This is a genomic window from Gloeobacter violaceus PCC 7421, from assembly GCF_000011385.1.
GTDB classification, from domain to species: domain Bacteria; phylum Cyanobacteriota; class Cyanobacteriia; order Gloeobacterales; family Gloeobacteraceae; genus Gloeobacter; species Gloeobacter violaceus.
The window spans coordinates 1,055,274-1,068,165 of record NC_005125.1 but is presented as its reverse complement, the minus strand read 5'-3'; the positions used below and the strand labels follow the sequence as shown (position 1 = coordinate 1,068,165).

At 59.0% G+C, this 12,892-nt stretch carries 8 protein-coding genes; 6 read left to right on the top strand and 2 right to left on the bottom strand.

Annotation, left to right across the window (positions count from 1 at the left end; translation table 11 throughout):
• Positions 1 to 68 precede the first annotated feature (68 nt).
• Complete coding sequence (locus tag GLL_RS05175) at positions 69 to 2,450, bottom strand: phosphoketolase family protein (protein WP_011140999.1); 2,382 nt, start codon at positions 2,448 to 2,450, stop codon at positions 69 to 71.
• Positions 2,451 to 2,613: 163 nt separating this feature from the next.
• On the opposite strand from GLL_RS05175, the gene GLL_RS05170 reads away from it, so the two are divergent.
• The 6 genes from GLL_RS05170 (at position 2,614) to GLL_RS05145 (ending at position 11,881) form a co-directional block, all read left to right on the top strand.
• Complete coding sequence (locus GLL_RS05170) at positions 2,614 to 3,027, top strand: hypothetical protein (RefSeq protein ID WP_011140998.1); 414 nt, start codon at positions 2,614 to 2,616, stop codon at positions 3,025 to 3,027.
• Between the two features lie 111 nt (positions 3,028 to 3,138).
• Positions 3,139 to 6,105, top strand: a complete 2,967-nt coding sequence (locus tag GLL_RS05165) for an FG-GAP repeat domain-containing protein (RefSeq protein ID WP_231848400.1) — start codon at positions 3,139 to 3,141, stop codon at positions 6,103 to 6,105.
• A 170-nt stretch (positions 6,106 to 6,275) separates the two neighbouring features.
• Positions 6,276 to 9,146 (top strand): FG-GAP repeat domain-containing protein, encoded by a 2,871-nt coding sequence (locus tag GLL_RS05160; protein ID WP_231848398.1) that lies wholly within the window; start codon positions 6,276 to 6,278, stop codon positions 9,144 to 9,146.
• Positions 9,147 to 9,387: 241 nt separating this feature from the next.
• Entirely contained in the window at positions 9,388 to 9,993 is a 606-nt protein-coding gene (locus GLL_RS05155; RefSeq protein ID WP_164928651.1) for a tyrosine-type recombinase/integrase, read from the top strand.
• A gap of 303 nt (positions 9,994 to 10,296) precedes the next feature.
• A complete protein-coding gene (locus GLL_RS05150) occupies positions 10,297 to 10,908 on the top strand; it encodes a histidine phosphatase family protein (protein ID WP_164928650.1) in 612 nt (203 codons plus the stop codon).
• Between the two features lie 118 nt (positions 10,909 to 11,026).
• Positions 11,027 to 11,881, top strand: coding sequence for a flavin monoamine oxidase family protein (locus GLL_RS05145; protein ID WP_164928649.1), 855 nt, complete (start codon positions 11,027 to 11,029; stop codon positions 11,879 to 11,881).
• A gap of 162 nt (positions 11,882 to 12,043) precedes the next feature.
• Here GLL_RS05145 and GLL_RS05140 read toward each other — a convergent pair whose 3' ends face one another.
• A complete protein-coding gene (locus GLL_RS05140; protein WP_164928648.1) occupies positions 12,044 to 12,730 on the bottom strand; it encodes a cyclin-dependent kinase inhibitor 3 family protein in 687 nt (228 codons plus the stop codon).
• Positions 12,731 to 12,892 lie beyond the last annotated feature (162 nt).

The window sequence follows — 12,892 nt, the reverse complement described above, 5'->3', positions numbered from 1 at the left end:
CGGAGCAGTCAAAGATTCAGTCGTTGAAGCGGGGCATCTCCTGTCGATGCCCCGCTTCAACACTCGGGCTAGTACGGCCAGCACCAGTCGCGGATCTCGGGCATGTCGTCGCCATGCTCGTGGATGTACTGCTTGTGCTCGATGAGCTTGTCGTGGAGCATCTGCTTGACGTGGGCGGCGGTGTAGCGCAGCCGGGGCACCCGGTCGATCACGTCGTCCGCCAGGTTGAAGCGGTCGAGGTCGTTCATTACCACCATGTCGAAGGGCGTGGTGGTGGTGCCTTCTTCTTTGTAGCCGCGCACGTGGATGTTGTTGTGGTTGTTGCGCCGGTAGGTGAGCCGGTGGATGAGCCAGGGATAACCGTGGAAGGCAAACACCACCGGTTTGTCGGGGGTAAAGATCGAATCGAAATCTTTGTCCGACAGGCCGTGGGGGTGCTCGCTTTCCGGCTGCAGCTTCATCAAGTTGACGACGTTGATCACTCGGATCTTCAGATCGGGGAAGTTCTGACGCAGGATGTCCACTGCCGCGAGCGTCTCCAGGGTGGGGATGTCCCCGCAGCAGGCCATCACCACGTCCGGCTCCACGCCCTGGTCGTTGCTCGCCCAGTCCCAGATGCCGATGCCCTTGGTGCAGTGCTTGATGGCCGCGTCCATGTCGAGGTACTGCAAGGCGGGCTGTTTGCCCGCCACGACCACGTTCACGTAGTGGCGGCTTCTCAGGCAATGATCTGTGACAGACAAAAGTGTGTTGGCATCCGGCGGCAAGTACACCCGGATGACCTCCGCTCTTTTGTTGACCACGTGGTCGATAAAGCCCGGATCCTGGTGCGAAAAACCGTTGTGATCCTGTCGCCAGACGTGGGAGGTGAGCAGGTAGTTGAGCGAAGCGATCGGGCGGCGCCAGGGGATGTGCCGGGTGGTCTTCAGCCATTTGGCGTGCTGGTTGAACATCGAATCGACCAAGTGAATAAACGCTTCGTAGCACGAGAAAAATCCGTGCCGACCGGTGAGCAGGTACCCCTCCAGCCAGCCCTGGCAGGTGTGCTCGCTGAGGATTTCCATCACCCGGCCGTCCTGCGAGAGATGATCGTCGTAGGGGTGGATTGCGTCCATCCAGGTGCGGTTGGTGATCTCAAAAAGCGGTCCCCAACGGTTGGAAGCCGTTTCGTCGGGGCCGACGATCCGAAAGTTGCGCTGATCGAGGTTCGCCTTCATCACGTCGCGCAAGAAGATGCCCATCACCTTGGTCGCTTCTGCGAAGGTGGTGCCGGGTTTGGCCACATCCACCGCATAGGAGCGAAAATCGGGCATCTTCAGATCTTTGAGCAGGATGCCGCCGTTGGCGTGGGGATTGTCTCCCATGCGCCGGTGCCCCTTGGGGGCCAGGGCCTTGAGCTCGCCCAAAAAGGTACCGTTCTCGTCGAACAGCTCCTCCGGCTGGTAGCTGCGCATCCAGGTCTCGAGCAACTGCACGTGCTCGGGCTTGCCCGCCATCTCCGAAAAAGGCACCTGGTGCGAGCGCCAAAAATCCTCGGTCTTTTTGCCGTCCACTTCCTTGGGGCCGGTCCAGCCCTTGGGGGTGCGCAGGACGATCATCGGCCACCGGGGACGGGCGGTCGCGCCGCCGGTACGCGCCTCGTGCTGGATGGCCTTGATCTCGGCGATGCAGGTATCGAGTGTCGCTGCCATCAACTGGTGGGTCGGTTCGTACTCGGAGCCTTCGACGAAATAAGGCTTGTAGCCGTAGCCTTCAAAGAGCTTCTCCAGTTCCTCGTGGCTGATGCGCGCGAGCACCGTCGGGTTGGCAATCTTATAACCGTTGAGGTGCAAAATCGGCAATACCGCCCCGTCGCGCACGGGATTGAGAAACTTGTTGGAGTGCCAGGAGGTGGCGAGCGGACCGGTCTCGGCTTCGCCGTCGCCTACCACGCAGGCGACGATCAGATCGGGATTGTCGAAGACGGCGCCGTAGGCGTGGGAGACCGCGTAGCCCAACTCGCCCCCTTCGTGGATCGAGCCGGGGGTCTCCGGGGCGACGTGGCTCGGGATGCCGCCGGGAAAGGAGAACTGCTTGAAGAGGCGCTTCATCCCCTCGGCGTCCTCGGAGATGTTCGGGTAGTACTCGCTGTAGGTGCCTTCGAGATAAGTGTTTGCCACCAAACCGGGTCCGCCGTGCCCCGGTCCGGCGATGTAGATCATGTCGAGATCCTCGTCTTGGATCACGCGGTTGAGGTGGACATAAATGAAATTCAGCCCTGGGGTGGTGCCCCAGTGCCCCAAAAGCCGCGGCTTGACATGCTCGAGTTTAAGCGGCTCGCGCAACAGGGGATTGTCCATTAGATAAATCTGGCCCACCGACAGATAGTTGGCCGCCCGCCAGTAGGCGTGCATCTTTTGCAACTGCTCTGTGCTCAAGGTGCCGGTTTTTTCAATCTTGGCTACTACCATGGATCTCGCCTCGAATCCTGGATGGGGACGTGGGCTCATCGTCTCAAAACCCAGTTAAAGGATAGTTAAGGTATATGGACGCGACAAGGAAAAGAGTATTAAGCAATTGAAACAGGCCGGAATCCTCGACTTTGCACATAATGGCATAACTGCGTAATCAATCATGGTTGCAGGTTCCACCGACACCGGCGGCGTCTTGTTGCGCACGCTGTATGTACTGCGTCCCGGCTTGGCCCGCTTCGGCTGGGTGCATGCCCAGTGGGCTTGCGAAGGGCTGACCAGCGAGGCGGCCCGCCGCCACCACAACTACTGGCATATCCCCTGGACGCCGCGCGAGGGCGCCCAGAGTTTTATGGACACTCAAAACCGGCAGCTTGCCAGTTATCCGACGCTGCGCTTCGGCTGCGAGCGCTATTTGCTGCGTCTGGAGGCGCGTTGCCCGCAGGCATGGGCAGCGGAGTCGATCGAACAGTTTGTTGCGGGTCTGGTGGGCTGGGAGGCGGACCATTCGGATTATCGAGCGTTGGCGGCGCGGTTCGAGGCCGCCTGGCCGGACCGGGGGTGGTCTGAGCCCTGAGCCGGTTTTCAACAAAGCTTTTTGGCTTTGGGCTTAAGTTTTTTTTGCGCGCCGTCCATATAAACATGGGAGCCCTGTCTGCTGGTTGACGGGGAGGTGGGGAAAATGTCGATGTTGTACAAGTGTCAGCTGACAAATCGAGAATTATTGAGACTGAAGCGGCGGGGGGGGTGGCTCGCTCTGGCCGCTTCGATGCTGCTGGCCGTCCCGGTGGCCGCCCAGGTGGAGCTGGCCGCTCCGCGCACTTTTCTGGCCGAAGCGCCTTCGTTGGCGGTGGCGGTGGGGGATATCGACAAAGACGGGGATCTGGACGTGGTGACGGCCAACTTCACCTCCGACAGCGTCTCGGTGCTCAAAAACGACGGCAGCGGGAATTTTGGCGCGCCTGCCAACTTCCGGGCCGGTGAATCGGTCGAGGCGTTGGCTCTGGGGGACGTCGACGGCGACGGCGACCTCGACATCGTGACCAACAATACGTTTACCTCCTTCGCCGTCTCGGTGCTCAAGAACAACGGCAGCGGCGGTTTTGGAGCCCCGGTCACTGTTGCGGTCGGAGATGAACCGGAATCGGTGGCCCTGGGCGATCTGGATAAAGACGGGGATCTCGACATTGTCACCGCCAACAATTTCGATGACAGCGTCTCGGTGCTCATCAACAACGGCAGCGGCGGCTTTGGTTCGCGCGTCGACCTGACGGTGGGCAACAACCCTTACGTGGTGGCCCTGGGCGACGTCGATAACGACGGCGATCTAGACATCGTCACCGCCAACTCCATTCCCGGGAATGTCTCGGTGCTCAAAAACAACAGCAACGGTACTTTTGCCGTTGCCCTCAGCTTTGTCGCCTCCATTGCTGGAAACGACCCTTACGCTTTGGCGCTTGGCGATGTGGACGGCGACGGGGATCTCGACATTGTCACCGGCAACTTTATCAATTTTTTTGGGGTGCCCGACGATCCGCAGGTGCTGGTGCTCAAGAATACCGGCGGCGGCAATTTTGCCGCCCCGAGCGCCACGCTGACCAATGAAATCACTCCAGGCTCGCTGGCGCTCGGGGATGTGGACAAAGACGGCGACCTGGATGTGGTCGCGACAAGCTACGGCGATCGCGCCGTGGTGCTCAAGAACACCGGTAGCGGTGTGTTTGCGGCTCCGGTCATTTTACCGGCCGCGGATGGTCCGCGCTCGGTGGCTTTGGCGGATCTGGACAAAGACGGCGATCTCGACATCGTCACGGCCAACTCGGACTTCGTGGACGATTTTGACGGCAGCAATGTCTCAGTGATCAAGAACACCGGACCCGGAACGTTTGTCACTTTCGCGAACTTTGCCACGGACTACGGTCCACGTTCGGTGGCGGCAGGCGATCTTGACGGCGACGGCGACCGAGACTTGATCGTGGCCCATATCAACAACGACACCGTGACGGTGCTCAAGAATGCTGGAACTGGTACCTTTGTCGCCGCCGGCACTTTTGATGTCGGCACTGACCCCGAATCGGTGGCCCTGGGGGATGTGGACGGCGACGGCGATCTCGATGCGGTGACCGCCAACAGTACCTCCTACGACGTCTCGGTGCTCAAAAACGATGGCACAGGAGCTTTCGCGACCGCAGCCAACATCCTGGCAGGCGACGAGGCGCGCGGGGTGGCCCTGGGGGATATGGACAAAGACGGCGACCTCGACATTGTGGCTGCCAACCGCGACGAGGACAACATATCGCTGCTCGTCAACACCGGCGGCAATTTTACCCGGGCGGCCAATTTTCTCACCGGCCAGGGTCCGCTCTCGGTGGCCGTAGGAGATGTCGACAAAGACGGCGATCTCGATGTCGTCACCTCGAACTACGACAATGTCTCGGTGCTCAAAAATAGCGGTGCGGGCAGTTTCGCTGCTCCCGTCAACTTCGGGGCCGGGGCCGATTTCGTAGCCCTGGGCGATGTCGACAAAGACGGCGATCTCGATATTGTCACCGCCAGCGAATTTTACGGCGATGTCTCGGTCTTCAAAAACAACGGCAGTGGTGGATTTACGGCCTTTGGCTACTTCGGGGTCAGGGACTTTCCATATTCGCTGGCTTTGGGGGATATGGACAGGGACGGGGATCTCGACATCGTTACCGGCAACGACTATTCCGACAGCGTCTCGGTGCTCACCAACAATGGCACCGGTGGTTTCAGCACCCCCATCAACTTTGCCACTGGAGATGACCCCCGCTCGGTTGCGCTCGCAGACCTCGACGGCGACGGCGACCTGGATGTTGCCACCGCCAACCGCGACACTGACGACGCTTCGGTGCTGTTCAACATTACCAACCGGGCAGGAGACTTTACCGGCGACGCCCAATCGGATATCTTGTGGCGCAACACTGCAACTGGCCAAAATTCCATCTGGCAGATGAGCAGTACAACCTTCGTGCGTTCGCTGGCCGTCAACCCGGTCTCCGACCCCAACTGGCTGATCGGTGGCGCCAGCGATTTTACCGGCGACGGCAAAGTGGACATCCTCTGGCGCAACAAAGCCACCGGAGCCAACTCCATCTGGCAGATGAACGGCGCTGCTTTTGTAACTTCGACTACTCTGCCCGTGGTGGGAGATTTGAACTGGCAAATCGGCGGTACGGGCGACTTCAATGGCGACAATAAACCAGACATTTTATGGCGCAACGGTACCACCAGCCAAAACACCGTCTGGCAAATGAACGGTGCAACGTACGTCGCTTCTTTGCCGATTAGCCCGGTGGGTGACCGCAACTGGCAAATTGTTGGAGCGGGCGATTTTAGTCAAGACGGAAAAGTCGATATTCTCTGGCGTAACACGGCGGGTGGGCAAAATAGCGTTTGGCGGATGAACGGTACGGCTTTTATTTCCTCGGTCGCTCTGCCGTTGGTCAGCGACCTGAATTGGCAAGTAGGCGGCGTCGGGGACTACAACGGCGACGGCAAAGTGGACATTCTCTGGCGCAACGGTGCGACGGGCCAAAACATCGTGTGGATCATGAATGGGACGACTTTTGTGAGTTCGCTGTCGCTGACTTCCGTCAGTGATCTCAACTGGAAAATCAGCGGACCGCGCTAGGGAACATTCAAATAGTCGAGGTAAGCGAGATGATGACGCTCCGTCCGGTGTGTGGAATCGTCCAAAAAGACTGTGGGCAAACCCATGGTTCGCCAGCTAGAGTACTGCGCCAGCGGTGGCTTACCCTGGCTTTATCTGTGTGGCTGACGGCAGTCCCGGCAGCTGCACAGGTGGAACTGGCTGCTCCGCGTTCTTTTCTGGCCCAAGCGCCGACAGTGGCAGCAGCGGTGGGCGATATCGACAAGGACGGCGATCTCGATGTGGTCACAGCCAACTCCGTTGCCGACAGTATTTCGGTACTCAAAAACAACGGCACCGGAACTTTTGGTGCCCCGAGCAATTTTCCCGCCGGGGAAATCGTCGATGCGATTGCCCTGGGAGATATAGACAGTGACGGCGACCTCGATGCTGTGGTCACCAACACATTTGACTCCCCGCAAATTTCGGTGCTCAAAAACAACGGCAGCGGTGGATTCGGCTCTCCTACCGCCTTTTTGGTGGGAGATGAGCCTGTATCGGTAGACCTAGGAGATCTTGACAAAGACGGGGATCTCGATGTGGTCACTGCCAGTAGCTACGAAGATAAGGTCACGGTGCTCAAGAACAACGGCAGCGGCGGCTTTGGTTCGCGCGTCGATCTGGCTGTGGGCAGCAACCCCGAAGTGGTCAAGATTGGCGATATTGACAACGACGGCGACCTCGATATTGTCTGCGCCAATGAGGAGTCCGAAAATCTCTCTTTACTCAAAAACGATGGTCTCGCCGGCTTTGCTGCTGCGGTCAATGTGACTGCGGGGGTTGCCGGTAGTAATGCTCCCTACGCATTGGCGCTGGGAGATGTGGACGGGGACGGCGATCTCGATATCGTCACGGGCAATTTTATTGATTTATTCAGTGTCGATGACGACCCGCAGGTACTGGTGCTCAAGAACACCGGCGGCGGCAATTTCGCAGTTCCGGTCTCCATTCTTACCAATAACATTGCTCCTAATGCAGTCGGATTGGGAGATGTGGATCGCGACGGTGACCTCGATATTGTGACGGCAAGTTCCACGTTTGACAACATCGGTGTACTCGTCAACACCGGCGGTGGTAATTTCGCTGCGCCCCGCTTTCAACCGGCCGGCAGCGGGCCGAATTCGCTCGTCATGGCAGACATGGACCGCGACAGCGATCTCGACATTGTCACGGCCAATTACGATGACGTTTTCACCGAATTAGACGGCAGCAACGTCACAGTGGTCCACAACACCGGCAGCGGAACGTTTGTGTCCTTCTCGGCCTTTGCCGCAGGCGACGGTGCACGCTCGGTTGCGGCTGCGGACATCGACGGCGACGGCGATCGGGACTTGATCGTGTCCAATCTGGTCGGTGACACCGTTTCGGTGCTGAAAAATGTTGGTGGCGGCAGTTTTGCGGCGCCGGTTGATTTTGCTGTTGCCGAGGCCCCCATCGGTGTGGCAGTGGGAGACGTAAACGGCGACGGCAATCTCGATATTGTGACTGCAAGCAGCCTCTCCCAGGAAAATATCTCGGTGCTCATCAACACCGGCGGCGGCAATTTTGCAGCGGCCGTCTCGGTCACTGCCGCGACCGATGGCGCGCGAGGACTTGCCCTGGGCGATCTCGACAAGGACGGCGATCTCGATGTGGCGGTTGTCGATCAATTGAATGACATCGTCACGATCTTTATCAACAATGGCGGCAATTTTACCTTTGCGGGCGGTTTTGCTACCGGTGACAGTCCGGTTTCCCTTGCCCTGGGTGATGTTGATAAAGATGGCGACCTTGATGTCGTCACCGTCAATGATGAGAATGCAACATTGCTCAAAAACAACGGCACCGGCAGCTTCGCCGCTCCTGTCAATTTTGGCGGCGGAGCCGATTTTGTCGCCCTGGGCGATGTCGATCAAGACGGCGATCTCGATGCTGTCTTTGCCAGCGTCTTTTACAGCGACCTTTCGGTTTTCAAAAATAACGGCAGCGGCACCTTGGCCACCCCGGTTTATATTCCAGTTCCAGACTTTCCCTATGCCCTGTCACTTGGGGACATGGACAAAGATGGCGATCTCGATGTTGTTACTGCCAATTACGATTCTGCAAGCGTCTCGGTGCTTACGGGCAACGGCAGCGGCGGCTTCGGTGCTCCGGTGAATTTCGCCACCGGAGCCGACCCCAAGTCGGTTACTGTTGCGGACCTGGATGGGGACGGCAGACTCGATGTAGCTACAACCAACTTCTTTTCCGATAACGCCTCGGTGATTCTGAATATCACTAACCGGGCGGGAGACTTCACCGGCGACGGCCAATCGGACATCTTGTGGCGCAACTTCGCCACCGGCCAAAACACCGTCTGGCAGATGAGCAGCACCACTTTCCTCCGCTCGCTGGCCGTCAACCCCGTCTCCGACCCCAACTGGCAAATCGGCGGGGCCAGCGATTTTACCGGCGACGGCAGAGTCGATATTCTCTGGCGCAACAAGGCCACCGGTGCCAACTCCATCTGGCAGATGAACGGGGCGGCCTTCGTTTCTTCGCTCACCCTGCCTGCGGTGGGGGATGCGGCCTGGCAAATCGGCGGCACGGGCGATTTTAACGGCGACAGCAAACCGGACATCCTGTGGCGCAACGGCACCACCGGCCAAAACACCGTTTGGCAAATGAACGGTACGAGCTACGTTGCTTCTTTGCTGATTAGCCCGGTGTCGGACCGCAACTGGCAGATCGTCGCGGTGGCAGACTTCAGCAGAGACGGCAAAGTCGATATTCTCTGGCGCAATACGGCGGGCGGTCAAAACAGCCTCTGGCGGATGAACGGCACGGCTTTTATCGCTTCGGTGGCCCTGCCGTTGGTGGGCGACCTGAATTGGCAGGTGGGCGGAGTCGGGGACTACAACGGCGACGGCAAAGCGGACATCCTCTGGCGCAACGGGACAACCGGTCAAAACAGTGTGTGGATCATGAATGGGACGAGTTTTGTCGGTTCGATGTCGCTCACCTCGGTCGGTGACCCCAACTGGAAACTCAGTGGACCGCGCTGAGCCTTAGTGCAGGTTTCAGGTGTCTGGGGGAACCTGTGCTTCGTAATGCTCCTGGGTACCTCAAAGATAGACATCTAAATCGGCTAAGATCTATATCCTGAGCATCTTATAGCGTTTTGTAAGCTTCCGGAAATTACACATTCGGGAAATGAAGGCTGCGATCGGCTCAGGGCAAGGGTTTTACGAAGCGGCGCCAGATCTGATATCCTGAAATCGTCGATTTTGATAAAAAGAGGAAAGCTTGAAAATTAACCGCCACGGCCAAGCCCGGGTGCTCTCCGAAAAGGAAGTGCAGGCCGTCCTCAAAAAAGGTTTCATCGACGCCAAATACCAAGCCCTTTTTCAGGCGATGCTCTATACCGGCTGCCGGGTCAGTGAAGCCTGTTCGCTGCGCACCGCCGATGTCTACGAACTCGATGAAACCGGGTCGGTGCGCACCGTCGGCAAAAAAAGCCGCCCGCGCTACGTCGTGCAGGAGGTGATTACCTTTCGCCGCGCGAGCACCAAAGGCGGCATCTCGACGCGCTCGATTCCGGTGCATCCCGCTCTGCGCGCCTGTTTGGAGAGTTTTGCCCCCGGGGGGGTCTACGTTTTTGAGAGCACCTCCCCGGGTACTGCGATGCTGCGCCGCACGGTCGATTATGCCTTTCGCGCCGCCTTCAAGGCTTGCCGCATCCAGGGAGCGAGCACCCACAGCCTCAGGCGCACCGCCATCACCCGCCTGCACACGAGCGGCGTGGGCCTACGCACAATCCAACGCATTTCAGGCCACCGCTCCCTCGCCGCCCTGCAGCGCTATATCGAAGTAAGCGACGAGCAGGTCTCGGCGGCCATTCAGCTATTGTAGACGCGGTTTTCACATAATGTTTATACTGCTGCACTGCAGCCTCCCAGGTTTTTGAGGCCGAGGGCGGGTACCTGTTTCAGGTCGCCAGGGCAAATGGATAGGTTAAGAGCCATGGCTTGATCAAAGTGGCGGAGCGAGGCACGATAGAGCCGGAAACGACGGGCGTACGCGGCATTCCCAAGCTTGAATCGCTCCCACGGCGGAAGCGTCTTGTTTAGTCTCTACCTTCTGCCCGTCGCTCCGGTCAATTTCACATGCATCACAGGATTTGCCATGAAAGCCCCAAGAAGGCGTGCAGTGGCTATGCTCGGCAGTCTGCTGACCGCGGCTCTCCTTGCGCGCACCGGCGACGCGCAGACGACCGTGCCGCCAAAGGATAAAGCCATCGTTCTCTCGCTGCAAAAAGGCGGATACGTTCTATTCTGGCGCCATCCGAAGACCGATCCTGCCCAGGCCGATACCGACACCTTGAATCTGGATAACATCAAAGCCCAACGTCAATTGACCGCAGAGGGCCGCTCCCAGGCCAAGGCGACCGGCGAATCGATGCGGGCGCTGTCGATTCCGATTGGAAAAGTGATTTCCAGTAAATACAGCCGCGCCACAGAAGCGGCCCAACTGGCCGGTTTTGCCAATGCGGAGCTGTCACTGGACGTCTCGGAGCCTCAAAATGTACCACCCTTGGAAGCCCGCCGCCGGGCAGCTGAACTGCGCAAACTGCTTGCGACCAAGCCCGCCGCGGGCACCAACACGCTGATTGTTGGGCACCGTCCCAACCTGCAGGATGTTGCCGGTAAAGAATTTGCCGATGTGGCAGAAGGCGAGATCGTCGTGTTCGAACCCGCCGGCGGACAAGACTTCAAGCCCGTCGCCCGCATCCCGTTCGAATCCTGGGCGCAGTGGAGTGCGAAATAACCTGGGCAGGATGCAGAGAGATGATGCACATAATAATTTAACTGTGTGGCTTTTGTTGGCCGCGGCGATCCTTTTTGGGTGATTAGCAAGAGTCAGAAAATCTCCAGTTTGTGGTGCGTTGCTGGCATACTCGTGCGTGGGCGAATTTGGGCTTGAACCGGAGCGGCTGAGTGCCTTGAACGTGCTTTCGCTCTTTGGGATGGCAGACGAGGAAGAGGATGAGCGTTACCGCATCGCCCAGGGAAGCGACAGTGTGCCGCGGACCATCGCCGCGCGCCTGCGCAGGCCCATTACCTTCGGGTGCACCCTTGAGGCCCTCCGCGCCCACACCGACGGCAGCTACCGTCTGGTCGTTCACCAAAACGGGGGTGTACAGGAAATACAGGCAGACCGGGTGGTGCTGGCGTTGCCCTTCACAATGCTGCGCAGAGTCGAGCTGCAGGTGGAATTGCCCCCCCGCAAGCGCCGAGCGATCGCCGAACTGGGCTACGGCACCAACGTCAAGCTCATCGCCGGTTTTCAGCGGCGCCTGTGGCGCAAGCAAAAACACACCGGCCTGACGCTGGGCGACAGCTATTTGCTCAGTTGGGAAGCGAGCACCGGCCAGCCGGGCAGTGCGGGACTGCTGACCAACTACCTGGGGGGAGAAGCGGGCGCGGCATTGCTGGCAAAACCCCTCACTGTTCGGGCCGAGACGTTCGTAGAACATCTCGATCAGATCTTTGTCGGCCTGGCCGCGCAGTACACCGGCAAAGCCGCCCGCTACGGCTGGCCCCAGGCCCCGTTCATCCAGGCAAGCTACAGCTGTTACCTCCCAGGCCAGTACACCGAAATTGCCGGTTGCGAGGCGGAGGCGGTAGGCGGTATCCACTTCGCCGGGGAGCACACCAGCCTCAGCTCCCAAGGCTACATGAACGGCGCCTGTGAATCCGGCGAACGGGCTGCCCGCGAAGTGCTCACTGCGATACGGTAAGTCGGGAGTGCAATTCGTCGGATTTTGCACATAATTATTAATCCACGAAATCAATGGACCCAGGGCTTTTACAAAATGGGTATGGGTAAAGGAATTTTTCCCCGAACGCTAACTGGGCTCGCAGTTATTGCCCATTCGGTTTTATCAACGCGGAGACCGCCGTCAACCGGGTGCTGAGCGCCCGTAGCGTGGGCTGCTCACCCACTCACCGCGCGCGTCCGCGGCGTGGTGAAAGGGGGGGTGCAGGTGGGGCAACGCGCCGAAACCCATCAGCTCGGTGTAGGCGCGTGCAAACTTGTGCGCGAAGGCTTCTTGCTCGGCGGTCTCGATGCTGCCCGGGCGCGAGCGCCGAATGATCTCAAAGGCTTCGCTGTGGCTGTAACCGCGCGCCACCAAGCAGCAGGCGGCCACCAGTCCTGTGCGCCCCAGACCGCCTTTGCAGTGGATGACCACGGTTTTACCCTGGCCGTTAGCTATCAGGATGTCTTCGACGAGCATCAATGTGCTCGCAATCGAAGTCGGAATGCCGTAGTCGCGCACCGGAAACCAACGGCTGGTAAGTCCCCAGGCCCGCGCCCGCTCCAGCAAATCAGGAATCTTCAACTCGACCAGTTCGTGCGCCTGTACCAGCGTTACCAGCCAGTTGGAGCCGTAATGTCTGCGCAGGCGGTCGAGGTCCTTTTCAAGATCCCGCCGCCAGAGGGCGAACTTGCCCAGGCAGTGCTTACCGGGAGCAAAACACATCCCGGTGCGGCCGGCAAGCCCAAGGGCGCCCTCCGGCAAAAAATCGACGCGGATCGGGTCGGTATCGGAAGTGCGTGCCGGAGGATCAAGCTCTAAATCGACCATACCTTTGCCAGTTCTGCAACGCATTTTAAACCTGCCCCAAGAAGAAGGACCGTTGTTAACCCTGGGACGGATTCGCAGCAACTACAACTACAAGAAAGTAGTTGGCGTTTGCACCGAACATGAGTATGGAAGGCATTCTTTGCAGGCACGGCGCCCAGCTTC

Bases quoted from the DNA above. Each gene is read 5' to 3' on its own strand.
- GLL_RS05170 (WP_011140998.1), top strand. From the start codon at position 2,614: ATGGTTGCAGGTTCCACCGACACCGGCGGCGTCTTGTTGCGCACGCTG.
- GLL_RS05150 (WP_164928650.1), top strand. From the start codon at position 10,297: ATGCTCGGCAGTCTGCTGACCGCGGCTCTCCTTGCGCGCACCGGCGAC.
- GLL_RS05175 (WP_011140999.1), bottom strand. From the start codon at position 2,450: ATGGTAGTAGCCAAGATTGAAAAAACCGGCACCTTGAGCACAGAGCAG.
- GLL_RS05165 (WP_231848400.1), top strand. From the start codon at position 3,139: ATGTTGTACAAGTGTCAGCTGACAAATCGAGAATTATTGAGACTGAAG.
- GLL_RS05140 (WP_164928648.1), bottom strand. From the start codon at position 12,730: ATGGTCGATTTAGAGCTTGATCCTCCGGCACGCACTTCCGATACCGAC.